The sequence below is a fragment of the Mediterranea sp. ET5 genome (assembly GCF_023337025.1).
Classification (GTDB): domain Bacteria; phylum Bacteroidota; class Bacteroidia; order Bacteroidales; family Bacteroidaceae; genus Phocaeicola_A.
In genome coordinates, this window is sequence record NZ_JAMBLN010000007.1 from 113,925 (window position 1) to 140,831 (window position 26,907).

The 26,907-nt window shown below is 52.9% G+C and carries 25 protein-coding genes and 1 tRNA gene; 18 read left to right on the plus strand and 8 right to left on the minus strand.

Features of this window, described 5'->3' with window-relative positions; genetic code table 11:
* Position 1 precedes the first annotated feature (1 nt).
* The 3 genes from M3087_RS06155 to M3087_RS06165 all read right to left on the minus strand — a co-directional run bounded on the left by M3087_RS06155 (position 2) and on the right by M3087_RS06165 (position 2,957).
* Positions 2-685 (minus strand): TerD family protein, encoded by a 684-nt coding sequence (locus tag M3087_RS06155; protein ID WP_249094436.1) that lies wholly within the window; start codon positions 683-685, stop codon positions 2-4.
* A gap of 67 nt (positions 686-752) precedes the next feature.
* On the minus strand, positions 753-1,310 hold the full coding sequence (locus M3087_RS06160) for a TerD family protein (protein ID WP_249094438.1): 558 nt from the start codon (positions 1,308-1,310) through the stop codon (positions 753-755).
* 147 nt (positions 1,311-1,457) lie between these two features.
* On the minus strand, positions 1,458-2,957 hold the full coding sequence (locus tag M3087_RS06165) for a hypothetical protein (RefSeq protein ID WP_249094440.1): 1,500 nt from the start codon (positions 2,955-2,957) through the stop codon (positions 1,458-1,460).
* 1,640 nt (positions 2,958-4,597) lie between these two features.
* On the opposite strand from M3087_RS06165, the gene M3087_RS06170 reads away from it, so the two are divergent.
* From M3087_RS06170 to M3087_RS06230, 13 genes are all read left to right on the plus strand, one after another.
* Entirely contained in the window at positions 4,598-4,948 is a 351-nt protein-coding gene (locus M3087_RS06170) for an NADH-quinone oxidoreductase subunit A (protein WP_022383752.1), read from the plus strand.
* Positions 4,945-5,526, plus strand: a complete 582-nt coding sequence (locus M3087_RS06175) for an NADH-quinone oxidoreductase subunit B (protein WP_106625743.1) — start codon at positions 4,945-4,947, stop codon at positions 5,524-5,526. Before M3087_RS06170 ends, M3087_RS06175 begins: the two co-directional genes overlap by 4 nt.
* 8 nt (positions 5,527-5,534) lie before the next feature.
* Positions 5,535-7,154 (plus strand): NADH-quinone oxidoreductase subunit C, encoded by a 1,620-nt coding sequence (locus tag M3087_RS06180; protein ID WP_249094443.1) that lies wholly within the window; start codon positions 5,535-5,537, stop codon positions 7,152-7,154.
* Positions 7,155-7,180: 26 nt separating this feature from the next.
* A complete protein-coding gene (nuoH, locus tag M3087_RS06185) occupies positions 7,181-8,281 on the plus strand; it encodes an NADH-quinone oxidoreductase subunit NuoH (protein WP_022383749.1) in 1,101 nt (366 codons plus the stop codon).
* A gap of 25 nt (positions 8,282-8,306) precedes the next feature.
* Complete coding sequence (locus M3087_RS06190) at positions 8,307-8,777, plus strand: NuoI/complex I 23 kDa subunit family protein (protein ID WP_106484460.1); 471 nt, start codon at positions 8,307-8,309, stop codon at positions 8,775-8,777.
* Positions 8,778-8,783: 6 nt separating this feature from the next.
* Positions 8,784-9,296 carry an NADH-quinone oxidoreductase subunit J gene (locus M3087_RS06195; protein WP_022383747.1) on the plus strand — a complete coding sequence of 171 codons (513 nt, stop codon included), beginning with the start codon at positions 8,784-8,786 and terminating at the stop codon, positions 9,294-9,296.
* Positions 9,297-9,308: 12 nt separating this feature from the next.
* Positions 9,309-9,620 carry an NADH-quinone oxidoreductase subunit NuoK gene (gene nuoK / locus M3087_RS06200; RefSeq protein ID WP_022383746.1) on the plus strand — a complete coding sequence of 104 codons (312 nt, stop codon included), beginning with the start codon at positions 9,309-9,311 and terminating at the stop codon, positions 9,618-9,620.
* Between the two features lie 36 nt (positions 9,621-9,656).
* Entirely contained in the window at positions 9,657-11,549 is a 1,893-nt protein-coding gene (gene nuoL, locus M3087_RS06205) for an NADH-quinone oxidoreductase subunit L (RefSeq protein WP_249094446.1), read from the plus strand.
* A 101-nt stretch (positions 11,550-11,650) separates the two neighbouring features.
* Positions 11,651-13,141: a NuoM family protein gene (locus M3087_RS06210; RefSeq protein WP_106484458.1), complete on the plus strand. Its 1,491-nt coding sequence runs from the start codon at positions 11,651-11,653 to the stop codon at positions 13,139-13,141.
* A 13-nt stretch (positions 13,142-13,154) separates the two neighbouring features.
* A complete protein-coding gene (locus tag M3087_RS06215) occupies positions 13,155-14,576 on the plus strand; it encodes an NADH-quinone oxidoreductase subunit N (RefSeq protein WP_022383743.1) in 1,422 nt (473 codons plus the stop codon).
* A 271-nt stretch (positions 14,577-14,847) separates the two neighbouring features.
* A complete protein-coding gene (locus M3087_RS06220) occupies positions 14,848-15,072 on the plus strand; it encodes a hypothetical protein (protein ID WP_249094450.1) in 225 nt (74 codons plus the stop codon).
* A gap of 6 nt (positions 15,073-15,078) precedes the next feature.
* Positions 15,079-15,441, plus strand: a complete 363-nt coding sequence (locus tag M3087_RS06225; RefSeq protein WP_249094453.1) for a hypothetical protein — start codon at positions 15,079-15,081, stop codon at positions 15,439-15,441.
* Positions 15,442-15,448: 7 nt separating this feature from the next.
* A complete protein-coding gene (locus M3087_RS06230) occupies positions 15,449-16,447 on the plus strand; it encodes a hypothetical protein (protein WP_249094454.1) in 999 nt (332 codons plus the stop codon).
* A 317-nt stretch (positions 16,448-16,764) separates the two neighbouring features.
* Here M3087_RS06230 and M3087_RS06235 read toward each other — a convergent pair whose 3' ends face one another.
* A complete protein-coding gene (locus M3087_RS06235; protein ID WP_022383740.1) occupies positions 16,765-17,391 on the minus strand; it encodes a metal-dependent phosphohydrolase in 627 nt (208 codons plus the stop codon).
* 97 nt (positions 17,392-17,488) lie between these two features.
* A tRNA-Met gene (locus M3087_RS06240) sits at positions 17,489-17,562 on the minus strand.
* A 779-nt stretch (positions 17,563-18,341) separates the two neighbouring features.
* Between M3087_RS06240 and M3087_RS06245 the strand changes: the two genes are divergently transcribed.
* The 5 genes from M3087_RS06245 (at position 18,342) to M3087_RS06265 (ending at position 24,188) form a co-directional block, all read left to right on the plus strand.
* Entirely contained in the window at positions 18,342-18,728 is a 387-nt protein-coding gene (locus M3087_RS06245; RefSeq protein ID WP_106484455.1) for an START-like domain-containing protein, read from the plus strand.
* Between the two features lie 334 nt (positions 18,729-19,062).
* Positions 19,063-20,976 carry an LptF/LptG family permease gene (locus tag M3087_RS06250; protein ID WP_249094456.1) on the plus strand — a complete coding sequence of 638 codons (1,914 nt, stop codon included), beginning with the start codon at positions 19,063-19,065 and terminating at the stop codon, positions 20,974-20,976.
* Positions 20,977-20,999: 23 nt separating this feature from the next.
* Entirely contained in the window at positions 21,000-22,214 is a 1,215-nt protein-coding gene (locus M3087_RS06255) for a bifunctional 3,4-dihydroxy-2-butanone-4-phosphate synthase/GTP cyclohydrolase II (RefSeq protein WP_022383736.1), read from the plus strand.
* A 29-nt stretch (positions 22,215-22,243) separates the two neighbouring features.
* On the plus strand, positions 22,244-22,945 hold the full coding sequence (locus M3087_RS06260) for a Bax inhibitor-1/YccA family protein (protein WP_249094458.1): 702 nt from the start codon (positions 22,244-22,246) through the stop codon (positions 22,943-22,945).
* A gap of 49 nt (positions 22,946-22,994) precedes the next feature.
* Positions 22,995-24,188 (plus strand): pyridoxal phosphate-dependent aminotransferase, encoded by a 1,194-nt coding sequence (locus tag M3087_RS06265; RefSeq protein ID WP_022383734.1) that lies wholly within the window; start codon positions 22,995-22,997, stop codon positions 24,186-24,188.
* Between the two features lie 99 nt (positions 24,189-24,287).
* Here the strand turns inward: M3087_RS06265 and M3087_RS06270 are convergent, their stop codons facing one another.
* The 3 genes from M3087_RS06270 to M3087_RS06280 form a co-directional block, all read right to left on the minus strand.
* The gene (locus M3087_RS06270; protein ID WP_022383733.1) at positions 24,288-25,166 is read right to left on the minus strand and encodes a carbohydrate kinase family protein; all 879 of its coding nucleotides are present in this window, start codon (positions 25,164-25,166) and stop codon (positions 24,288-24,290) included.
* Positions 25,159-26,334, minus strand: coding sequence for an MFS transporter (locus M3087_RS06275; RefSeq protein WP_249094459.1), 1,176 nt, complete (start codon positions 26,332-26,334; stop codon positions 25,159-25,161). The genes M3087_RS06270 and M3087_RS06275 overlap by 8 nt, the downstream gene beginning before the upstream one ends.
* A gap of 50 nt (positions 26,335-26,384) precedes the next feature.
* A partial coding sequence (locus M3087_RS06280; protein WP_249094461.1) for a glycoside hydrolase family 32 protein occupies positions 26,385-26,907 on the minus strand: 523 nt, incomplete at its 5' end.

The following is a 26,907-nucleotide window of genomic DNA, read 5'->3' on the forward strand; positions in this document are numbered from 1 at the left end:
TCTATTTTGAATAGGAGGTTAATATTCGTCTTACTGTCTGCCTCAAGTCATTCCGGTCATCAAAAGCATCACCAATAGCGGCAAACTTCCACTCGCCATTGCGCCGATATAGTTTACCCATGATGAGAGCGTTTGTTCCGGCAAATTGACTTTCCTTGGCAACATCATACTGGGCAAATACCGATTTTACTTTCTCCGGAGTTCCTTCATACATGCGAATTGCCACATAAGGAATTTGGTGGAAATCGATATTGTCCGGTTGATAAATGTTCAGGAAGAAAAATATCTGATCAATCTGAGGATTGACTTTATTCAAGTCAACCGTTATAATCTCATTGTCCAGTCCGTCATCGCCTCCTTTATCCCCTTCCGTATCATCCGGGGTATGATACATCGACTGGTCAGCCGACCAATCCTTGCCGACAGGGAGTCCTTCAGACTGAAAAAATGCCGGTTTATACAATGGGGAATATAAAGTGTCCACGAGTTGTCCCTGACGATCGACCATCACACAACTCAAGTCCACATCCACATCCAGTTCTTCTTTTCTTGCACCAAAACCGAAAAATCCGGTTCTTTCAACCACGATAGCACCCCAGTTACAACCTACACAAAAGTTGGTAAGTTTCGCACCATTATCCTTTTCCAGGTTGATGCGTTGACCTTTCTCTAATTGTATCGCCATAATCCAAATACCATTAACATTGTTCTAATTTTGTCAACTGATAAATTGGGAATATACCAAAAGCAGGTTATTGATATTTATTCACCAAAGCCTGCAAACCACCTCTGTTCCCGATACCCATCGCTTCAAACTTCCATTCCTCTCCACGACGATACAGACGGCCAAACTCCACAGCCGTTTCCACTGAGAAGTCTTCATCCAGGTCATAACGGGCTATCTCTTCATTCGTGATGGAATTATAGATGCGGATATAAGAATTACGGACTTGTCCAAAATTCTGTTTTCTCTCATCAGCCTTATAAATCGTGGCTACAAACAGGATTTCCTGAATTGAGGAGTCCACTTTCTGCAAGTCAACATTCAGCGTCTCGTCGTCACCTCCGTCACTGTTTCCACCCGTCGTATCATCTCCTGTAGATTCCACAGCTCCATCCGGTGACTTGGGGTTATTGTAGAAAATGAAATAGTTATCATTGGGGATTTTCTTGTTGCTCCCCAGCATAAAGGCAGAGGCATCCAAATCGAAGTCAAAACCAGAGCCTTCGTTGGGGTCCCATCCCAAACCTACACTTACCTTAGACAGGCCAATGCCTATCCTTTGTCCTTTTTCCAATACAATTGCCATAGTCGTAATTATTTAAGTTCTTTATGCAATATTAAAGAACAAAACGATATCCTTACGACCAGTCGCAATGTTACACTTGAACCTGAAAACAATCCCAGACAAGCAATTATAAGGTTTCAACTTGCACACACTCAAGCCATCTTCAGCTTACAAGGCGGAAACCCTGCTCCAAAAGTCAGAATCCTCCATCCGGCAAATCTTCATCTGTTCAGAATCGTAGCATAAACACAGCTCCGGCGAAATTGCAACCGAATAGTTTCCAAAGATATTACGCTGAACCATATAATCATCCGCATTGCACAACATCTCTCCGACAGAGCGAATCTGCTGCTTTATCAGGCTGAGCATAGGTAGCCTGTTTTCGGACTGACATATTTTGGGAGCATTGGCTCTATTGCCTCCAAAGCCTTCGTAAATCATTTCATATTTGAGCTGTATCAGTTGCATCCGATAATCAAATTTCCTTAGAGCGTGAGCATTGTCGGGCTTACTGAAATTTATACCCCCACTTCTGGATTCCAACAGGAACAAGGCATAGAGGGCCTTTTCCCTCCGATGGAGCTTTGACAGTCTGATTTCCGCTTCCGGCAAAAATATATCGCCTCGAACCAGATCTATGACGACACTGCTTCTGACTCCTTTTCGTTCGGTGAATACATCAAATATCTGCTTGTAATAACCCTGATAAACGAACCGTTCCTTACTACTGAAAATCGGGTTCAGCACTCTCGGTCTGTACAGTCTCATAAACAGGTCCGTAAAATCTCTTGTGATACTGATGGCATCCTTTTCAAGTGATATAGCCAGAAAGTTAGCATACGTTTTTCCACCTACTGAAGACTCATTGATACACAACAACATGGAAGGAAGAGACTCCTCCAGCCCCTTCAAATTCATCCTTCCGACAACCCCCTCCTTACAGAAGTCTGATGTATTCAGTGAAGTCAGTTGACGAATCATCTCCCCCATCCGTTTTTCTGATAGTTCCGGGTACAGGAAAGAAAGTAAAGACAGCAGTTTGGACGAAGGAAGAGATTTATAATGCTCGCTGACCTTAGGCAGGTACACAAAATTCAAACCTATCAGACGGAATTCATTTGAAATTTCTCTATAGGCCTCCGATATTTCCCGATTGACCTCCTTATAATATTCCCCCTCAATATATAATATCTGAGATTTTTCAACCACAGCATCATTCGGCAAAACCGTCGAATAGATTTCAGCCTGCAGACTGTATTTCTTTGACAAGCAAGCTATAATGGCCAACAAAATGAAGCTTTCTTCTCGCGTAAACGCTTTATCGGACAATGCCAGGTTATAAAAGTCGCCAATGATATCCTGAACGAGCCCCTCTGGCAGGTCCTTTAACAAACAGACCGCATTGGATAAAGTCATGTCTTTACCCACGACCTCATCTTCTTTCGTTATACGGTATTTTTCTCTGATCCTATCCAGACATTCGATTTCCCTTAAATCTATAATGGAATCAGCTTTCACGATATCGGAAACGATCCGCATAATTCCCGCTCGCTCACATTGTTTCATGGAAAAATCTCCAAGCAGTCCCGATTCCCTCCGACCTGCTGTTTTAGACTCCTTGTCAGACAAAAAGAAAAGCGTGGGAATCAAGCTTGTTACTCGTCCCACACATAGAGGCTCTGGCATCGCCCTGATAGTCGAAACGAGCAACGCCGAAGCCCACGCCGATATGTATATAAACGAATACACCTGCAAACAATCTGCGAAAAGACTGCCTGCATGCAAGGTCCGGATATAACATACCCATGAGCATCTACCGTTGCTTTGATTTTTGACTATCATGTGAAACTGCCAGATTTCTATGTGTCAAGAACAAAGCGTCAAGTAAACGCCTTCACATTTTGTCAGTCCTCTATCCCACCCATAGCCCGCTATCACACTTTTAGTCTCGTGTGTAGCCCGGCGTGAGCAGCTTCCATACACAAATTCTTCATTAAGAATTGCTCTTAGAATTCAGCGAGAACTGATGCAAAGATATATATTTGACCCAAAAACAAAAAGAAAAGAAAAAAAGTTCTCAACAGCACCCCTACTTTACCTTTTTTCCAAGCAGTCTGTTGAGCCTTCCCTGGTTCATCCCCATCTTCACCCAACTATCAAAATGTCAAACGAAGGCACCCACAGGGACATTTCTCGCGCCAAAGGACGAGTTGGAACGCAAAGAAGGCATTCTGGAGCGATTCGCAAAATACAACTTGACACGGCTACGGCTATTTTCGTTGCACGGGAGCTCGTCTGTCAGCGAAACAGCAGCATTCTCACAACGAACATGGGAGAGATACATGTTTTTTATTACCATCCGAATTATTGACAGCACGCTCCTTCCAGCGAATGAAACTCGGAACTTTTTACTTCCATCTTCCAAAGATTTGACTTCCGGGCATGAAACAATCGTGTTTGGAGGGGGAAACTATATTGTTTGACGCGGCAAACTATATTATTTGGCTCGCGAAACAATATTGTTCCGGGCACGTTTTGTCAATCTTCCGAAAACGAAGTGTATAGTTTTCTAAAATAAAGGGCATTTTTCCGGTGTTTCGTTTGCTTTTCTTAGCAATTGCCTGCTAGTTTGTCGGCAAATCGTCCAATGTGAGTTAGCCGCAAAGGGACGTTTGACGAAATCCGTCAAGCAAAAGCACGGAAATGACTTCTTTTTGTCATTTCCACCCGTCCGCAGAAAAAGACATCGGATGAAAAAAGAGCACACCAAGGGACGGAAGGAAAGGCGTCCGTGACGCTCCAGGAGAGAAGGTGCGGGACACGGGAAGCAATCTTCCGGCGTGGTTAAAAAAAACGAAAAAATTCGTGGGCTTATTCAATATTAGTGACTATCTTTGCGGCTCAAAAGTAGTAGTAGAGATGGTCAAAGGCTGGAAAATGTTGGTTTTACCCTTTTTCCTATTGGTGCTCTTTTTGGGCAATTCAATAGGGAGGCTGTCTGCCATACCCTTCACCCAACCTTCCCGACTCTCTACTCCCGACCTCTCTATCAAGCACAATCCTCTTACACCAAACAGTTTTTACAACAGAAGCATACGTCCTGTCACCCGGCTGTTCCATGCTGACGGACGAACTTGCCGTGACACGGGTGCCTGCCCCTCTCACTCTACTACCTCCAACCCTTTCCGCAGCACCCCTCGTCCGGCTCCGACCCTTCTCTTCTGCCGGCTCTTGATTTAGCCCCGGCAGACACAAGCAACATCTTTATTTTCATTGCAACATAAATCAAATAACCTAATAATTAAAACATGTCTTTTACATTATTAATTACCGCAATTTTAACCGGAATTGCCTTGGTAGCTGCCGGCATGATCGTGGCAAAGCTTATCAGCCCGCGCTCGTTCAATGCCCAGAAAGGCGAGGCCTACGAATGTGGTTTGCCCACACGTGGACGTTCGCAAATGCAGTTCAAGGTTGGTTATTACCTGTTCGCCATCCTGTTCCTGATGTTCGACATCGAGACAGTATTCCTCTTTCCCTGGGCAGTTGTCGTGGGTGAAGTGGGAATCTATGGCCTGGTAAGTGTCATCTTCTTCTTAGTAGTATTAATCTTAGGCCTGGCATATGCCTGGAAGAAAGGAGCGCTCAAATGGGAATGAAACAGCCGAAAATCCGCTCCATGAAGTATGAGGAGTTCAAGAACAACGACTACCTGGAGCACATGGTCGAGGAACTTCGTGAACAGGGCGTGAACGTTGCCGTGTCGAAACTGGATGACCTGATCAACTGGGGACGAAGCAACTCCGTGTGGTCATTCCTGCTCGGAACGAGCTGCTGCGCCATCGAGTTCATGGCACTGGGTGCAGCCCGCTATGACATGGCACGCTTCGGTTTCGAGGTAACCCGTAACTCCCCCCGTCAGGGTGACGTGCTGCTCGTCATGGGAACCATCACCCACCGCTGCGCACCGTTGATGAAACGTCTGTATGACCAGCTCGCCGAACCGAAATATGTCATCGCCGTGGGCGGATGCACCATCTCGGGCGGTCCGTTCAAGAACTCGTACCACGTGGTCGATGGCATCAACCAGATTGTCCCTGTGGATGTCTACATCCCGGGATGTCCGCCGCGCCCCGAGGCTTTTTATTATGGCCTGATGCAGCTGCAACGCAAAATCAAGCTGGAACATTTCTTTGGCGGTGTTAACCGTAAACAACCCAAACCAGAAGAAGATTAATAGGAGCTATGGATATAAAAGATAAGATTTTGAAGATTGTGCCGGAAGTGACGTTCACCGAACAGGGTGACACGGTGGCTGTCGTGCCTCTGGCCTCATTCCGCAAGCTTGCCGAAGCCTTGCGTCACGACCCGGAAGACGCCATGGATTTCATGCGCGACATCGTGGGCATGGACTGGGGCGAGACCCTGGGAGCACTCTACTACCTGGAGTCGACCACCTCGAACCGCCGCATCACCCTGCGCACAGAGACTGACAACCGGGAGAATCCGGTCATCCCCAGTGTCTTCGACTTGTGGGCAACCGCACAAATCAAGGAGCGCGAGGCACACGACTTCTTTGGCATCATTTTCACGGGCAACCCCGACCTGCGCCGCCTCTTCCTGCGCGAAGACTGGGTGGGCTACCCCTTCCGCAAGGATTATGACATGAAGTCCAACCCGCTCAACATGACCAACGAGGAGGATGACGACGTGGCACCGACCTACGAGCTGGGTCCCAAGGGTGAACTCATCTCAGGAAAGAACGTCGTTTTCGCCCCCGAAGAGTTTGTCATCAACATGGGTCCGCAACACCCGTCAACCCACGGAGCGCTGCGTATGCGTATCTCCCTCGACGGTGAGACGGTGAAGCGTGTAGACCCGGTCTGCGGATACATCCACCGCGGCATCGAGAAGATGAACGAGAGCCTCACCTACCCGCAGACACTCGCCCTGACCGACCGTCTGGACTACCTGAGCGCACACCAGAGCCGCCATGCCCTGTGCATGTGCATCGAGAAGGCTGCCGGCATCGAGATTTCCGAGCGTGCGAAGTACATCCGTACCATCATGGACGAGTTGCAACGTATCGACTCCCACCTACTCTACTTCTCCTGTCTGGTGCTCGACATGGGTGGCTTCACCCCGTTCTTCTACGGCTTCCGCGAACGTGAGATGGTGCTCGACATCTTCGAGGAGACCACCGGCGGACGCCTCATCCAGAACTACAATATGATCGGCGGTGTGCAGGCCGACCTGCATCCCGACTTCCAGAAGAAGGTGAAAGCGTTCATCAAGCATATGCGCGGCATCGTGCATGAGTACCACGAAATCTTCACCGGCAACGTCATCGTGACCAGCCGTATGAAGGGTGTGGGCGTGCTGAGCCGTGAGGATGTCATCAGCTACGGCGCTACCGGAGGCACGGGACGTGCATCGGGCTGGAGCAACGACGTACGCAAGCACCACCCCTACGGTGTCTATGACAAGGTGGAATTCAAGGAAGTCCTCCGCACGGAAGGCGACAGCTTCGCTCGCTACATGGTGCGTATGGACGAAATCATGGAGTCGCTCCACATCATCGAACAGCTCATCGACAACATTCCTGAAGGCGAATACCGCGTGAAGACGAAACCCATCATCCGCGTACCGGAAGGCATCTACTCCCAGTCGGTGGAGACGAGCCGTGGCGAGTTCGATGTCATCCTTGAGAGCCATGGAGACAAGAGCCCCTATCGTCTGCACTACCGTTCGGCCTGCCTGCCGCTGGTACACATCCTCGACAAAGCCTGCCGTGGATGGAAGATTGCCGACCTGATTGTGATTGGTGCAAGTATCGACCTTGTAATCCCTGACATTGACAGATAAATTGACCAACCGTTAATAACAGAACAATGAATAATTCATTTTTAGACTATTATAGCTTGCAACCCGTTACCAGCTGGATTCACGACGCCCTGTGCAGCGTGATGCCCGAGGCGCTGGCCATCTTCCTGGAGTGCGTGGTAATCGGTGTTGTTCTCGTGGCTCTCTATGCCGTCCTCGCTATCATACTGATTTATATGGAGCGTAAGGTCTGCGCGGCTTTCCAATGCCGTATCGGCCCGAACCGTGTGGGAGGAAAAGGCGGTCTGATGCAGGTTCCTGCCGACGTACTGAAAATCCTGACGAAGGAAATCATCCGTCTGAAGAACTCTGACCACCTGCTCTATGACCTGGCCCCCTACCTCGTCATCCTGGCATCCATCCTGACCTTCTCCTGCCTTCCCTGGAACAAGGGCGCCCAAGTGCTCGACATGAACATCGGCATCCTCTTCGTGCTGGCAGCCTCGTCCATCGGCGTGGTAGGTATCCTGCTGGCAGGTTGGGCAAGTAACAACAAGTACACCATGATCGGTGCCGTACGTAGTGGTGCAATGATTATCAGCTACGAGCTGTCCATGGGCATCATCGTGCTGGCCATGGTGGTGCTGAGCGAAACGACCAGCCTGAGCGGCATTGTCGAGGGACAGGCCAACGGCTGGAACATCTTCAAGGGGCACATCGCCGCCATCCTTGCCTTCGTGGTATTCCTCATTGCCGGTAATGCCGAGGCCAACCGCGGTCCGTTCGACCTGGCTGAAGCCGAGCAGGAGTTGCTCGCCGGTTACCACACCGAGTACTCCGGTCTGCACTTCGGCTTCTTCTATCTGGCCGAATACCTGAACCTGTTCATCACTGCCGGTTTTGCATCGACCCTCTTCCTGGGTGGCTGGATGCCTCTGCATGTGGCAGGCCTTGACGCCTTCAACAACGTGATGGACTACATCCCCGGCTTCGTCTGGTTCTTCGGCAAGACCTTCTTCGTGGTATGGCTTCTGATGTGGATCAAGTGGACTTTCGTCCGTCTGCGTATCGACCAGGTGCTGACGTTCGAGTGGAAATACCTGATGCCAACCTCCCTGCTGTTGCTCGTGCTGATGGTCGTGCTCAAGGTGTCCGGTCTGGTATTTTAAAGCAAACTAACAAACGAAAAAGACAATGAGTAAATTCAGTAATTACATCAATGGATATTTTTCAGGACTCAAGACCCTGCTGATCGGTATGCGCACCTCCATCCGTGTATACTTCCGCAAGAATGTCACGGAGCAATATCCTGAAAACCGCCACACCACCCTGCACATCCCTGAGCGCCACCGTGGCACGCTGGTCATGCCTCACGACGAGAACAACCAGCACCGCTGCGTTGCCTGCGGTCTGTGCCAAATGGCCTGCCCCAACGGCACCATCAAGGTGACTTCCGAGATGGTGGAAGGCGAAGACGGCAAGAAAAGAAAAGTATTGGTTAACTATGAGTACGACCTGGGCTCGTGCATGTTCTGCGAACTGTGCGTGAATGCTTGTCCGCACGATGCCATCCGCTTCAGCAACGACTTCGAGAACGCCGTGTTCCAACGCGAGAAGCTGTTGCAGAAGCTCAATCACGAAGGTTCGTCAGTTGTAAAAAAGTAGAATGATATGGATATAACACTTCAACAAACAGTATTCTACGTGGTCGCCATCCTGATGAGCGTCTTCTCGGTGATGACGGTTACGACCGGAAGCATCCTGCGCGCAGCAACCTACCTGCTGTTCGTGCTCTTCGGTACGGCGGCTATGTATTTCATCTTGGGCTACACCTTCCTGGGAGCCGTGCAGCTCATGGTCTATGCCGGCGGTATCGTCGTCTTGTATGTATTCTCCATCTTATTGACCAACTCGGACAAGAGCATCAATCTGAAGATTGGACGCAGCAAGCTGGTGGCAGCCCTGTTCACCATCATCATCGGTGCAGCCCTGGTGCTGTTCCTCATCTGGACCAACGGCTTTGCGTTGAATGTCATCCCCGACAGCGGTGAAATCGCCATGCGGGAAATCGGTCATGCACTCATCAGCTCTGACAAGTATGGCTATGTCCTGCCCTTCGAAGTGGCAGGTGTGCTGCTGCTGGCATGTATGATCGGAGGTTTGTTAATTGCACGTAAACGATAAAAGGAGGAACTTATGGACATACATGTAGTATATTATCTGGTTGTCAGCACCATCATGCTGTTTGCAGGCATCTACGGTTTCTTTACCCGTAAGAACCTTCTGGCTGTCCTCATCTCAGTGGAACTCATCCTGAACGCTACGAACATCAACTTCGCCGTGTTCAACCGTTACCTGTTCCCCGACGTCTTCGAGGGTCACTTCTTTGCCTTGTTTGGCATCGGTATTGCTGCCGCAGAGACGGCTGTCGCCATTGCCATCATCATCAATATCTACCGGAACATCCGCAACATCCAGACGGACAACATTGATGAATTAAAGGGTTAACACCGCTGTGGTCTATACATTCTAAACAATAAGATTATGGATTTTAACTATACGATACTCATATTACTTCTTCCCATGCTCAGTTTCCTTGTGCTGGGACTGGCCGGTATGCGTATGAAGCATAAAGTGGCAGGAGCCATCGGCACGACCGTGCTGGGCATTGTCGCCGTGCTCTCTTATCTGACGGCTTACCTGTATTTCAGTGGCGGGCGTTCGGCCGACGGCACATTTGCCAAGCTGATGCCGTGGAACTTCGAATGGCTGCCCTTCACCACCAACCTGCACATCGACATGGGCATCCTGCTCGACCCGATTTCGGTGATGATGCTCATCGTCATCTCGACGGTGTCGCTGATGGTGCACATCTACTCGTTCGGCTACATGAAAGGCGAAGTGGGCTTCCAGCGCTACTACGCTTTCCTGAGCCTCTTCTCATTCTCGATGCTGGGACTCGTCGTTGCCACGAACATCTTCCAGATGTATGTGTTCTGGGAGTTGGTGGGTGTATCTTCCTACCTGCTCATCGGCTTCTACTACACCAAGCCTGAAGCCATCGCAGCCAGCAAGAAGGCATTCATCGTGACCCGTTTTGCCGACTTGGGCTTCCTCATCGGTATCCTCATCTACGGTTACTATGCTGGCACGTTCACCTTCGAACCGGAACAGCAGTTGCTCATCGCTGCCGGCGGCATGATTCCCTGGGCTCTCGGCCTGATGTTTGTCGGTGGTGCCGGTAAGAGTGCCATGTTCCCGCTGCACATCTGGTTGCCCGACGCCATGGAAGGTCCGACTCCTGTCAGCGCCCTCATCCATGCCGCAACCATGGTTGTTGCCGGTGTCTACCTGGTAGCCCGCATGTTCCCCATCTTCATCGTCTATGCTCCCGAGGTGCTCCACTGGATTGCCTACCTGGGTGTGCTCACCGCCTTCTATGCCGCTGCCGTGGCCTGCGTGCAGACCGACATCAAGCGTGTGCTCGCCTTCTCGACCATCTCGCAGATTGCGTTCATGGTGGTTGCCCTGGGTGTCTGCATCGGTGCTGACACACACGAGGGTCTGGGCTACATGGCCGGTATGTTCCACCTGTTCACCCACGCGATGTTCAAGGCCTTGCTCTTCCTGGGTGCCGGTGCCATCATCCATGCCGTCCACAGCAACGAGATGTCCGCCATGGGAGGTCTGCGCAAGTACATGCCCATCACCCACATCACGTTCCTGATTGCCTGCCTTGCCATCGCCGGCATTCCGCCGTTCAGCGGCTTCTTCAGCAAGGATGAGATTCTGGCAGCCTGCTTCCAGTTCAGCCCGGTTGTCGGCTGGATGATGAGCCTCATCGCCGGAATGACCGCCTTCTACATGTTCCGTCTCTACTACGGCATCTTCTGGGGCAAGGAGAACAAGGAGCTTCACGCCCATCACACGCCCCACGAAGCCCCCGTATCCATGAGCTTCCCGCTCATCTTCCTGGCAGCAGTGACCTGCGTGGCAGGTTTCATCCCCTTCGGTCACTTCGTGAGCAGCAACGGACAGGCATACGACATTCACCTTGACGCCCAAGTCGCCATCACGAGTGTCTGCATCGCCATCGTTGCCATCGCACTTGCTACCATCATGTATCTGAAAGAACAACAGCCCATTGCCGACCGTCTGGCAGCTACGTTCAAGACGTTGCACCGTGCCGCCTACCGTCGCTTCTACATGGATGAAATCTGGATGTTCGTCACGAAGAAGATTATCTTCCGTTGCATCTCCACCCCGCTTGCCTGGTGGGACCGTCATGTCATCGACCAGTTCTTCAATTTCTCTGCCTGGAGCGCACAAGCCGCAGCAGACGAGGTACGCGGTATGCAGAGCGGACGCATCCAGACCTACTGCATCTGGTTCCTGGCCGGCGCATTGGTATTCACGCTTATGTTGTTATTAATATAAGGAAACGAGGGAACAAGCTGACGGACCGTCCAGGGACCTACAGTCCTCTCCGTCCGTCGGTCAACTGAGACCTTGTCCACTAAACAAAGAACTAAAACAATATGAATATACTAAGTCTTTTCGTACTAATCCCGCTGTTGATGCTGTTGGGGTTGTGGATCAGCCGCAACCTTAACCAGGTTCGCGGGGTGATGGTGGCCGGTTCTTCCGCCTTGCTGCTGGTAGCCATCTACCTCACCGTGGACTACCTCGGGCTGCGCCATGCGGGAGCCACCGAGGAAATGCTCTACACCGACAGCTACATGTGGTATGCACCGCTGCACATCTGCTACTCCATCGGTGTCGATGGCATCTCGGTAGCCATGTTGCTGCTGTCCGCCATCATCGTGTTCACCGGAACATTTGCTTCCTGGAAGCTGAAGCCGCTCACCAAGGAATACTTCCTCTGGTTCACCCTGCTTTCGCTCGGTGTGTTCGGCTTCTTCATCTCTACCGACCTGTTCACCATGTTCATGTTCTACGAGGTTGCCTTGATCCCGATGTACCTGCTCATCGGCGTATGGGGCAGCGGACGCAAGGAATATGCAGCCATGAAGCTGACCCTGATGTTGATGGGAGCCTCGGCTTTCCTGCTCATCGGTATCCTGGGCATCTACTACGGCTCGGGTGCACAGACCATGAACGTGCTTGAGATTGCCGCCCTGCACAACATCCCCATGGACATGCAGCGCATCTTCTTCCCCCTCACCTTCCTCGGTTTCGGCGTGCTGGGTGCCTTGTTCCCCTTCCACACATGGAGCCCCGACGGTCACGCTTCGGCGCCGACAGCCGTGTCCATGCTCCACGCCGGTGTATTGATGAAGCTGGGAGGTTACGGCTGCTTCCGTGTAGCCATGTACCTGATGCCTGAGGCTACTCAGGAGCTGGGCTGGATCTTCCTCGTGCTGACGACCATCAGTGTCGTTTACGGTGCCTTCAGTGCGGTAGTACAGACCGACTTGAAGTACATCAACGCCTACTCGTCCGTGTCACACTGCGGTCTGGTGCTCTTCGCCCTGCTGATGATGACCCGCACGAGCTGCACGGGTGCCATCCTGCAAATGTTGAGCCACGGTTTGATGACCGCCCTCTTCTTTGCCCTCATCGGTATGATTTACGGACGTACCCACACCCGTGACATCCGTCAGATGAGCGGACTGATGAAAATCATGCCGTTCCTCAGCGTAGGCTATGTGATTGCCGGTCTCGCCAACCTCGGTCTTCCGGGCTTGAGCGGCTTCATTGCCGAGATGACCGTGTTCGTCGGTTCGTTCCAGAACACGGACACCTTCCACCGCGTATGTACCATCATCGCATGTACGAGTATCGTGATCACCGCAGTCTATATCCTGCGTGTGGTAGGCAAGATTCTCTACGGCACCTGCAAGGACCCGCACCATCTGCACCTGACTGATGCCACTTGGGACGAACGCCTTGCCGTCATCTGCCTCATCGTAGCCGTAGCCGGACTCGGTCTGGCTCCGTTCTGGGTGAGCGACATGCTCCACGACAGTGTTACCAACATATTAAGTGCCCATCTATCCAACCTCTAATTAAAAAGTTACTATGAACTATCTTCAATTTTTTGATATGAGAGCGGAAGTCAGCCTCATGGCCTTGATACTTATCGTCTTCCTTTACGATTTGTTCACCGAAGGCAAGGAGCGCCGCGGCTTCCATGCCCTGACCTGCGTATTGTTGGGCATCCACACCCTGTTGAACATCTGTCCGGGAGAAGACGTCGAGCTTTTCGGCGGGATGTACCAGTCATACGCCATGACCAACATCATGAAGACCATCCTTTCCATCGGCACACTGCTCGTGTTCCTGCAAGCCAAGAACTGGCTCCGCCGCGACGACACACGACACAAGGAAGGTGAGTTCTACGTGCTCACCCTCTGCACGCTGCTGGGTATGAACTTCATGATGAGCGCCGGCAACTTCCTGATGTTCTTCATCGGACTGGAGCTAGCATCCATCCCGATGGCCTGCCTCGTGGCAATGGACAAATACAAACACGAATCGGCTGAAGCCGGAGCCAAATACATCATGAACGCCATGTTCTCGTCGGGTCTGATGCTCTACGGCATCTCGTTCGTCTACGGAACAGTGGGCACGCTCTACTTCAACGACATCCCGACCATGCTCGAAGGCACCCCGATGCAAATCCTCGCCCTGGTGTTCTTCTTTGCCGGACTGGGCTTCAAGCTCTCCCTCGTGCCGTTCCACTTGTGGACCGCCGATACCTATCAGGGTGCTCCGACGGCAGTGACCTCCTACCTCTCCGTCGTTTCCAAAGGTGCCGCAGCCTTCACGTTGCTGGTCATCCTGATGAAGGTCTTCGGACCGATGGTGGAACAATGGCAGACACTGCTCTACGCCGTCATCATCATCACCATCACCCTGGGTAACCTCATGGCGCTGAAACAGGAGAACCTGAAACGATTCATGGCATTCAGCAGTATCTCACAAGCCGGATACATCATGTTGGGTGTCATCGGCGGTAATGAGCTGGGCATGACTTCGCTCGTGTTCTATGTGCTCGTCTACATCGCTGCCAACCTGGCTGCCTTCACCGTCATCAACGTCATCGAGCAGAAGGCCGGCAAGGTAGACATGAGCGACTACAACGGACTCTACCAGACCAACCCGAAGCTGAGCTTCCTCATGACGCTGGCTCTCTTCTCACTGGCAGGTATCCCGCCGTTCGCAGGCTTCTTCAGCAAGTTCTTCATCTTTGCTTCCGCCTTCAGCGCAGGATTCTACCTCGTGGTATTCATCGCCTTGCTCAACACCATCATCTCCCTGTTCTACTACTTGAAGATTGTCAAGGCAATGTACATCACCCCCAACGATGCGCCGATTGCTGCCTTCAGCAGCGACTGCAGCACCAAGCTCAGCCTTGCGCTGTGCACTGCCGGCATCATCGCTCTCGGACTGGTGAGCGCCATCTACGACGGACTCAATCTCTATGCCTTCGGCATGTAATCGCCCCGGCATAGTCTGATAACACCAAGAGGGTGTGCCATGACGAGCCTTCCGCTCCGATTGGCACACCCTCTTTCCATAAGCACACTCTTAACGGCTCTTTTTAGGGTCTATTAGGGTAGTTTCTATACCTTATATAATAATAGAATCACAGACTTCCTGCCCCCCTACTGCGGACGGAAGCGGCTATCTTTGCGCGGCAAACACAGCCTGTCCCCCGGACTTGGGGAGTCAGCACAATGTATCAAACTAAAAAACACAAACACAACTCATGAAACTTTACCAGACAGCTTTCAGCCTGCTGGCGTTCTGCGGGATGCTGGCAGCATGCTCCGACGACGACTGGAAAGACGACGTCTCGGCACTGCAACAACCCGTACCGTCCAGTATCGTGATGCTCGACGAAGCAGGAGGAACCATCGTCAAGGGAAATTCCTTCCAGTTGCGCTTCCGCGTCAATCCCAGCAGTGTCGTACTGACCAAAGACGATGTGTAGCTCGACGTGCAGGACAGCGACACCTATTTCCGCTTTGACAAGACCGACGTCTCCGACACACGTGCATCCTACGTAACGCCATCGGACTACTACACCCTGGAGAATGTGGAACCGGCAAAGAACGAGAACGGAGAAGTGCTCGAAGGACAATGGGTCGCAACCGTCCGCACACAGGGCGAAGCGAACTTCCGCAATGTCTCCGACCTGCACCTCGTCGTGAACTACACTGACGCTGCTGGAGTGGAGCAACAAGTCAGCTCGTCGGGCGTGCCCATCGAGATTGTCTCCAGCATTCCGCAGGAACTCACCTCACCCCTGTTCAGCCTGCTGGAACTGAACATCCAACTGAACATTCACATCACAGACTAACCGCACAATGAAACACTTACTCAAGTACACCACCCTGTGCCTGCTTGCCGCAGGCTCCCTCGGCTTCACCGCCTGTTCTTCATCCGACGACGATGACACCCTGACTTCCACGGCAGGAAGCATCGGCACCATCAGCCTGGACCGTCCGGTCATCGGAGCTTACCAACCGTTCACGGCACAGTGCGACGTGAAGTCGGGCAGCAACCTGGTCTCGGAAAAGTTCATCTGGAAACAGAACGAAGTGGAAACGCTTTCCGCCGCTTCCGGCGACTCTTATGAGACACAGAACGGACGTTCCACCTACTACCTGCGCGGCTTGAGTGCAGGCAGCCATACCCTGGTCTGCCGCATGACGGCCACGGGCAGCGACGGACAGGAGTTCAGTGCTGAACAGCAACTCACCGTCGAGGTGGTCCCCACTGACATACGCAACAACTTCTGGGGCGAGAGCAAGGCCGAGACACAGCGCAACCTCACTTACTACAAGACGGTACAGGAAGAGGCGGACGGCTCACTCACCGTCAGCGAAAAAGACCACTACGGTTCACTCAACTACGCTACCGAGGCAGGCAACTCGTTAGGCGGCACAAGCCTGGGACTTTCACCTTCGCGGACGGTCAGCTTCCGTTTCAGCACCACCGGAACGCTGGAGGAAATAGTCTACGTCTGTGCACCCAGCACCACCCAGATAGACCGGATTGTCCGCCGGCTTCTCCAGCGTGCCCTCTACCTGGAAAGCTTTGACGGCTTCACCGCCACGGCATACGATTACCGAGTAGCAGACGGACAGTCGCTCACGTCCGAAGAACAGGCGTTGGCAGACCAATGGAAAGCCGGCAGTCTGGAAAATGACAGTGAAGACTACACGCTGGCGTCCGCTGTTGCCGGACAACGGCTCGACCTGCTGTTGACCATGGAGAATGAAAAGACCCGTGTGGAAATGACCGTCAGCGGCACGGGTGGCGGAAAGGATGCTGAGACCCGCATGGTGTTCAGCGGAAAATAACCTGACGGGATTAAAGAACACAAGGAGGGTGTGTCTGCTCGGACAAGCTTCAGGCTTGCTCCTTTCCAGACACACCCTCCTTGTGTTTATTCCTTGCAATAATCCATCCGTATCAGGAGGCCAGACACGTCCTGAAAACAGCCTGCACTCCCAAAATCCATAGGACATTACAATTTACATGATTCATTGATTCACATGCAAATATACAAACAAAAATTCAGCATTCCTGCATTTGGCGCAATTTCATTCCGGCATTTGGCGCAATTTCATTCCGGCGTTTGGCAAAAGTTGCGGAAGCAAAGGAGCGTACTTATCGTCTACAACTCGTCCTGCTCTTCCCCGCTGCGCTCCATGATGCTTGCAGCCAGATGGTCGGCAGTCTGCACGATGGAAACCAACGGATAAAGCTTTTGGGACGTATCATAGCAACGCTCGTCCTCAAAACTGTTCATATTGACTCCCCATGCACCCATGTGCCAACGGATGGCCAGCATCTCGGCATCGGTCATCTCCAGTCCGTAGCAAAGCAACAGGATGACTGACTTCTCCCCGTGTCCCATCGGGAAATTCTTATAGGAGACCTTATACCCTTCACTGTCTTCCCACATCCCCAAGGCATTCTTACGCCGTTTCACAGAACGTACGTAGATATCCGTTTTGCACACATCGTGCAACAGGCTGGCGATGATGACACTGTCTCGTCCGACTTCCTTTTCCAGAGTCGGTTCCAAGGTTTTCATACCTTCCCACACGGCAAGTGCTGCCCGGCAGGTATTGACCGAGTGTTGTGCCAATCCGCCTTCGGTGTTCAAGTGGTGACCGGCCGACGCAGGAGCCGTGAAGAAGCCTGCCTCTTCCAGCTCTTCAATCACACTGTCCACTCCATCGCGCTCCGTTGAACGCAGGAGTTCAATAAATTCGTCTTTGATTTTCTGTATGTTCATGATGTACGAGAGTCTGCGGCTCCCCGGATTTTGGAGTATGATAATAAAAAAAGACCATCAAGTGTGGAAGCCACTCAACAGTCTTAAGTCTTTCTAGTAGCGGGACCCGGGATTGAACCGGGGACCTCATGATTATGAATCATGCGCTCTAACCAGCTGAGCTATCCCGCCATCTTTCTCGATTGCGGTTGCAAAGGTAGATGTTTTCTCCATTCCCTGCAAGCATTCCGAGAAGTTTTTTGAAAGAAAAATTTCAAAGTCTTGACAAACAGGCATCTTATCGAACAGGTATTCCCGACAGCATTACACAAACACATGCGGGAAGTAACTGCAATTATCCGGATTCCTTGTTTTTACCAAAGAAAACACGTACCTTCACGTTCCCTTACTAGCCATCCGGCTACTGCGCCCGCCATAATCTCCAAACTGGCATCTGCGGATTGCAAAATACCCCATTCCATCTCCCCCTTTTCCCCGCGTCAAACTACCGGGATGCGCATCCCGGCACTACCGCTTGCGCTTCTCGCGACCGGCATTCCCAGCAACCCACTGTCACTCTGTACTTAATCCCTGTTCCCGAGATGCGCATCTCGCCACTGTCTCTTGCGCAAAGTGGCACCATCGTCTTGCGCTTCTCGGTACGATGAGATGCGCAAGACGTCATAAAGGGGATGCGCAAGGGGGCGGTGAAGACTTACGCAAGGAAAGGACGCAGGTTGCGCATGGAGTCAGTGACGACTTGCGGAAGGCGGAAAGGTGGGAACAAGAAGGACCCATCCGAGCTCAAAAGACAGGCGCGTTTGGAAAGCTTAGCAAAAAATCACGCCCTACATTTCTCCATCTATAAAACTATGCTTATCTTGCCCGCCAAAATTACAAATTCAACGTTCGCAAGCTCCGGCAACAGTCGGACTTGTGAAACATCAATTACAAACACGATTCAGAGTTCTATGAGAAAACAGAAGATACACTGCGAATACCCGATGGCATCAGCTTCGGCCACAGTGCTTTGGAATGCCATCAGCACAGCCTCGGGCTTGCAGGGATGGTTCGCCGACAAAGTGACGATTGTACACAAGCTCTGCACCTTCCAGTGGGGTGAGGAGGAGACGAGACAGGCAACCATCCTCTATATCCAACCGGGATGCTGCATCCGCTTCCGCTGGAAAGATGAAGACGAACCGGGATGCTTCTTCGAAATGAAGCTCACCAACGACGAGCTGACCAACGACCTGATGCTGGAAATTACCGACTTTGCCGAGCCGGGTGAAGAAGACGAGCAGAAGGAACTGTGGGACATGCAGTTCGAAGCCCTGCGGAGTGTCTACGGCGTATGAGCCGGTGCGGAGTGCCGTTCCGCCCTCCGCAAGCTCAAGTCCCGTCTGACAGGCTGACGAGTCCACAGGCAGACAAGGCTTCTGTTGTTGCCTTGTCTGTACGGGCGTGAGATTCTGCATCCCCACCCCGTCGGCTGAAAGCAGAGTCGGGCATACGCGGAACGGAAGCACACTTATTCTATAAAAATCTTCAAAACATCCCTTACGCAATCCGTTTTTGTACTACTTTTGCATTTCAGAATTGCCCTGACTTCGTCGGGCTGTCCTCCAAGCAGCGGGGACCGGACTGAATATCAAGGCAATCGCCCAAACATACGCTGTTTAATCTACCGAAATGCTACGGATAAAAAAGTTAGATATATTTGTCATTAAAAGCTTTGTCCTCCTGTTCATCGGAACCACCTTCATCTGCTTGTTCATCTTCATGATGCAGTTCTTGTGGAAGCGGGTTGACGACATGGTGGGCAAAGGCTTGGACCTCATCGTTCTTGCCAAGTTTTTCTATTACTCGGCACTCGCCCTCTGGCCGACCTCGGCACCCCTTGCCGTGTTGCTCGCCTCCCTGATGACATTCGGTAACTTCGGCGAACGTTTTGAGCTGATAGCCATGAAGGCGGCAGGCATTCCGCTGACGAAGGTCATGCGTCCGCTCATCATCTTCACCACGTTCATTGCCGCCCTGTCCTTCTATTTCCAGAACGTCACGGGACCGAACGCGCAGCTGAAGCTCTACACGCTCATCTACTCCATGACGCAGACATCGCCCGAACTGGACATCCCCGAGAGCTCGTTCTACCAGCTGGGAGAGGAAAACAAGGGCGTGAAATACAACCTCTACGTCCGTCAGAAGAACAAGAAGACAGGCATGCTCTACAACGTGATGATATACAACTTCTCCGACGGATTTGAGAATGCACACATCATCGTTGCCGACTCGGGACGGCTCGAAACCACCGCAGACAAGAAGCACCTGTACCTCCATCTCTACAACGGCGAACAGTTTGAGAACCTGCGTCAGCAGAGCAGCATGTCACAGAACGTGCCCTACCGGCGCGAATCCTTCGTGAGCAAGCACACGCTCATTGACTTTGACTCGAACTTCAGCATGCAGGACGGAAGCTTCCTGACGGTCAACCCCGAGTTCAAAGGCATCAAAAAGCTGAACCACGACATCGACTCGCTCAACCTGCGCTATGACAGCATCGGACGCGGCTACTATGACGACGCCATGCAACGTGCCTATGCGACGGTCGAGCTGACCCGCTTTGACTCCACACAGATGAAGACCGACGCCCTGACCCGCCTGAACATGGACAGCCTGCTCTCCGTGTCCAGCCGTTCGACCCTCGAACAGGTCTACACGGAAGCCAAGCGCAAGGTGGAGATGACCGACAGCGACCTCTCCATCAAGTCGCTGACGATGAAGGACGGCAACAACATCATCCGCCGCCACTGGGTGGAGATGAACAAGAAGTTCACCCTCTCGCTGGCATGCATCATCTTCTTCTTCATCGGTGCTCCGCTGGGAGCCATCATCCGCAAGGGCGGACTGGGCATGCCGGTCGTGGTGTCCATCATCATCTTCCTTATCTATTACATCATCAACAGCATGGGCGAACGGGCGGCAAAGAACGGAAGCTGGGAAATCTGGTTCGGGACATGGATCAGTACGTTCGTGACACTTCCCCTGGGCATCTTCTTCACCTACAAGGCGACCCGTGACTCCGGCGTGTTCAATGCCGACGTCTACATGGCCACCATCCGCAAGCTGCTGGGCATCCGCACCCAACGCCACCTGTTCAAGAAGGAAGTCATCATCGAGGACCCCGACTACCGCCGCATCGACACCGACCTGGATGCCCTCTGCGCGGAGTGCGAGGACTACATGCGCACACACCGGCTCGACCGTCTGCCCAACTATGCACGCCTGTTCACCAACAACGAAAAAGATACGCGTATCCGCGAACTGAGCAACCGGCTGGAAACGCTCGTCGAAGAACTTGCCAACTCGAAGGATCACATGGTGCTCCGCATCGCCAGCACCTATCCCGTGCTCATCACCGATGCCCACACGAGTCCCTTCAGCAACCGTTGGCTGAACATGCTCGTCGGTCTCGTCGTACCGGTCGGCCTGTTCTTCTACATCCGCGTCTGGCGGTTCGGTCTGCGGCTGAACAAGGACCTGCGGCAAATCATCACGACGAGCCGTAATCTCCAGGAGCGCATCCGCTCGGAAGAATTGAACTAAACCACATAACTCTTGATAAGCTTATGGACAAGATTAAACTCGACTCGATAGAAGAGGCTATTGCCGACTTCCGCGAAGGCAAATTTGTCGTCGTGGTCGACGATGAAGACCGCGAGAATGAGGGCGACCTGATTGTCGCCGCCCAGACCATCACCCCGGAGCAGGTAAACTTCATGCTGAAATATGCCCGCGGTGTGCTCTGCGCCCCCATCACCATCTCCCGCTGCAAGGAGCTGGAGCTGCCCCATCAGGTGGACGAGAACACCTCGATGCTGGGCACCCCGTTCACGGTCACCATCGACAAGCTCGACGGATGCACCACCGGCGTGTCCGCCCATGACCGTGCAGCCACCATCCGTGCCCTTGCCGACCCTTCCTCGAAGCCTGAGACCTTCGGACGTCCGGGACATGTCAACCCGCTGTATGCACAGGACAAAGGAGTGCTCCGCCGGGCAGGACACACGGAAGCCAGCATCGACATGGCACGCCTGGCAGGACTTTATCCGGCTGCCGCCCTCATGGAAATCATGAACGAGGACGGCACCATGGCACGCTTACCCGAGCTGCGGCATTTCGCCGACGAGCATGGACTGAAGCTCATCTCCATCGCCGACCTCATCGCCTACCGCCTGCGGGAGGAATCCATCGTGGAGAAAGGTGTGGAGGTGGACATGCCGACGGAGTACGGACACTTCCGCCTCATCCCCTTCCGTCAGAAGAGCAACGGACTGGAACACATCGCCATCATCAAGGGCGAATGGAAGGCTGACGACCCCGTCCTCGTGCGTGTCCACTCTTCGTGCGCCACGGGCGACATCTTCGGCTCACGCCGTTGCGACTGCGGCGAACAGCTCCACAAGGCACTCCGCATGATTGATGAAGCCGGCAAGGGAGCCGTAGTCTACCTCAACCAGGAAGGACGCGGCATCGGGCTGATGGAGAAGATGAAAGCCTACAAGTTGCAAGAGGGAGGCATGGACACCGTGGACGCCAACATCTGCCTGGGACACAAGGCGGACGAACGCGACTACGGCGTGGGTGCACAAATCCTGCGCGAGATAGGCATCCACAAGATGCGTCTCATCACGAACAACCCCGTGAAGCGTGTCGGACTGGAAGCCTATGGACTGGAAATCACGGAGATTGTCCCCGTGGAAATCACTCCCAACCCGTACAACGAGCGTTACCTGCACACCAAAAAGGACCGCATGGGACACACGTTGCACTTTACCAAATGAGCGACCATTCACTAAATCAAACATAAACAATGACTATGGACACGATTACCCGTTCCTATGAGCGGAGCGCGCAGCTGTCGCTCTTCCGCCAAGTGTATCTCTGGATGGCGATGGCGTTGGTCATCACCGGCTTCATGGCTATGCTGGTTGCCGAGTCTCCGACGCTCCTCAGCCTCATCTTCAGCAGCAAGCTGACCTTCTTCGGACTCATCATTGCCGAACTGGCACTGGTGTGGTATCTGTCGGCACGTATCGACCGCATCTCGTTCACCACGGCAACCCTGATGTTCATCATCTACTCCCTGCTCAACGGTGCCATGCTGTCGAGCGTCTTCCTGCTCTACACGGCATCGTCCATCGCCTCGACCTTCTTTATCACTGCCGGCACCTTCGGCATGATGTGCGTCTACGGCTACCTCACCAAGCGTGACCTGACCTCCCTGGGCAACCTCTGTCTGATGGCCGTCATCGGACTCATCATTGCCGGACTGGTCAACCTGTTCCTGCAAAGCAGCCTGATGAGCCTCATCGTCTCCGGCATCGGCGTGCTCGTCTTCGTCGGACTGACGGCATACGACAGCCAGAAAATCAAGCGTATGCTGTTGCAGGAAGGACTGGAAGTGAATGACTCCACCCGGAAGATAGCCCTCCTGGGGTCGCTCACGCTCTATCTCGACTTCATCAACCTCTTCCTCTACCTGCTCCGTTTCCTCGGAGACCGCAGAGGATAAGGGACCAGCGAATCGCTTTTATACTAACAACTAAACATATAGAAGAAAAATGAACCAACTATCAGATCGTTTGAACCGCCTTTCCCCTTCGGAAACACTGGCCATGTCGCAAAAGAGCAATGAACTGAAAGCGCAAGGCATCGATGTCATCAACCTCAGCGTGGGTGAACCCGACTTCAACACCCCCGATCACATCAAGGAAGCCGCCAAGAAAGCCATCGACGAGAACTATTCCCGCTACTCTCCCGTCCCCGGCTATCCTGCCCTGCGCAATGCCATTGTTGCCAAGCTGAAGCATGAGAACAATCTGGAATACACTGCCAACCAAATCAGTTGCTCCAACGGTGCCAAGCAGTGTGTGTGCAACGTCATCATGGCCCTGGTGGGCGAAGGAGACGAGGTCATCGTCCCCGCTCCCTACTGGGTGAGCTACACCGAGATGGTGAAACTGGCCGACGGCACGCCCGTCATCGTCCGTGCCGGCATCGAGCAGGACTTCAAGATGACCCCTGCACAGCTCGAGGCTGCCATCACGCCGAAGACCAAGGCGCTGATCCTCTGCTCTCCGTCCAACCCGACCGGCTCGGTCTACACGAAGGAGGAGCTAAAGGGACTTGCCGAAGTCCTCGCCAAGCATCCGCAGGTCTATGTCATTGCTGACGAGATTTACGAACACATCAACTACGTGGGCAAGCATGAGAGCATCGCACAGTTCCCCGAGGTACACGACCGCACCATCATCATCAACGGTGTGTCGAAGGCTTATGCCATGACAGGCTGGCGCATCGGTTTCGCTGCCGGACCGGAATGGGTCATCAAGGCATGCAACAAGCTGCAGGGACAATATACCTCCGGACCTTGCTCCGTGTCGCAGAAGGCTGCCGAGGCTGCCTACACCGGACCGCAGGATGAGGTGGAGAAGATGCGTCAGGCATTCGAACGCCGCCGCGACCTCATCGTCAAGCTTGCCAAGGAGGTTCCGGGCTTCGAGGTGAACGTGCCGCAAGGAGCTTTCTACCTCTTCCCCAAGTGCGACTTCTACTTCGGCAAGGAGGCTGACGGACGCAAGATTGAGAATGCTGCCGACCTCGCCATGTACCTGCTCGAGGTGGCACACGTGGCATGTGTAGGCGGTGGCGCCTTCGGTGCTCCCGAGTGCATCCGCATGAGCTATGCCACTTCCGATGAGAACATTGTCGAGGCGATGCGCCGCATCAAGGAAGCACTTGCCAAACTGAAATAAATAAGGCAACCCGTACGATAAGCAAAGCCCGCCACGGAGTTATCAGGCATCCGTGGCGGGCTTTCCGTTTCAACCCAAACAGGTTCTTGGGACTTTCAGCTACCGGGTCAGTGACTCCGGCAGGAGCGGCATGGCGCCATGCTGTGTACAGACATACGCCGACACTTCCACGGCACGCCGGTGTGCCTCATCCACCGAACGTCCCAGGAGCACGGACGAAACGAAGGCTGCCGTAAAGGAGTCTCCAGCTCCCACCGTATCCACCACATCGACCTTCGGCGTATCGACAAACGAACAGTGGCCGGGCGTGAAGACATAGCTCCCGTTCACCCCACAGGTGAGGATGAGCATCTTCAGGTTATATTTCCCCATCAGCAGCCAGCACTTGTCCTGCAGGTCTATGCCCGGATAGCCGAACATGCGGCTCACGGCAACGAGTTCCTCATCGTTTATCTTCAGCACATTGCACCGGCGCATCGAGTTGCACAGCACCTCCTTGGTGTAGAAGCTCTGGCGCAGATTCACATCGAAAATCTTCAGGCAGTCGTCTCCCTCCGGCATCAGGTCCAGGAACCGGTTGATGGTCTCCCGCGAAACGACACTGCGCTGGGCAAGCGAACCGAAGCTGACAGCCCGTGTCTGCCGTGCCAGGCTCTCCAGCTGCGGCGTGAAGGGGATGTTGTCCCACGCCACATTCTCCTTGATGGTGTAGCACGGGATACCAGCCTCATCGAGTTCCACCAGCACCGTCCCCGTGGGATAGGGCACCTGCTCGATCAGGCAACGTACGCCCCGGCTCTGCAAGCCGTCGAGCAGCTCATGCCCGAGCTTGTCATCACCGACGGCACTCACCACGCAGCTGTCGAGTCCGAACTGAGCGGCATGATAGACGAAGTTGGCGGGTGCACCGCCCAGTTTCTTTCCATCGGGAAGGACGTCCCACAACGCCTCTCCCATTCCAATAACGAGATTATTCATGACGGATGGTCTTTATATTTAAGGTATATATCAACAAGTAAATCACTCCGACAGTCATCACTGCCACTGCTCCGGTCTGACCGACGGCATCTGCCGCAACCCCCATACACAAGGGGAAAAGAGTGCCTCCGAAGAGTCCCATAATCATCAGACCCGACACCTCGTTCTTCCGTTCCGGCACAGCCAGCAGGGCCTGCGAGAAGACAATGGGGAAGATGTTCGAATTTCCAAAGCCAATCAAGGCGATGCAGACATAAATGAGCGTCTCGTCCTGTGTCACGAACAGCCCCAGCATGGCAACCAACATCATCAGTACGCTTAGTCCGAAGAACTTCCGGGCAGACAACCGACTCAAGATGAAGGCTCCCAGAAAACAGCCGACCGTACGGAAGATGAAATAGAGGCTGGTAGCAAAGCCTGCATCTTCCAGTGACATGCCCCGGCGCTCCATCAACAGCTTGGGTGCCGTCGTATTCGTCCCGACATCAATACCCACGTGGCAGATGATGCCCAGAAAACAAAGCAGCACGAAGGGATGACGCAACAACTTCAGGCAGTCCATGAAACCCGACGCACCCGTGTCCCGCTCCTCTTCACGGATGGATGTGGACGACAAGAGGACGACCGCCACAAGGGCTACCACTGCATAGATGGGGAACAAGACTCTCCACCCCAGTCCCAAGGAAGGAATGGTCTGCGTAGCTCCCCAGACGGCAACATACGGTGCCAGGAAAGAAGCGATTGCCTTGACAAACTGTCCCAAAGTAAGTGCACTGGCCAGCTGCTTGCCGCTGACAACATTGCTCAACAAGGGATTGAGTGAGGTCTGCATCAACGCATTGCCAATGCCCAACAGTGAGAATGAAGCCAGCATAAGCAGGTAACTATCGCCAAAAATAGGCAAAACGAGTGAAAAGAAAGTAACAACCAGGCTCAATAATACAGTATTCTTACGTCCGATTCTGTTCATCAGGATGCCCGTAGGTACTGAGAATATCAGAAACCAGAAGAATACCAGTGAAGGAAAGATGTTTGCCTGAGAATCGGTCAGGCTCAAATCGGCTTTTACGTAGTTGGATGCAATGCCCACCAGGTCAACGAATCCCATGGCAAAGAAGCAAAGCATCACCGGGATATAGCGGGCTATGAAGGAGGATTGAGATTTCATGTTCAATAGTTTTTCAAATGAATGGATAAGAATACTTCCGGAGGGACCGTTCACTTCCCTGTTATTTCATAGATGTCCAAGGACCGGACACGTGTACTGCCCGACTCGGTATAGACAGACAACATCGTATAGGGCTTGTTGGGGAAGAGCAGGTTCGTCATCACCATCCGCCCGTCAGCTTCAAAAGCTTCCAGGCTGCAACGGTCGAGGAACAGACGCAGGCTCTCGACTTCTTTCACCGGAAGGACAGAGAGGAAACATTCTCCGGTCTCCTCGTCGCGATAGAGTGATAAGTCCCGTGGCAGAGCGTTGGCACTCCGGAACTGTTTGGTAGGGACCTCATTGGCATACTGCCAGTTGCTCATCCATGCCATGGCAATGTGGCGTCCGTCGGGAACACCGCTCCACGACACCGTGGCATAATGGTCTTTTCCATAATCCATCCACTTCACCTGTTCCGGACGGGATTCACACGTAAAGGTCTTTCCGTCAAAGTCACCTACAAAATACTGGGTGGCACTTCCCCCGAAAGGACCACCGGGATTGATGCTCACCAGCAGGACCCACTTTTTC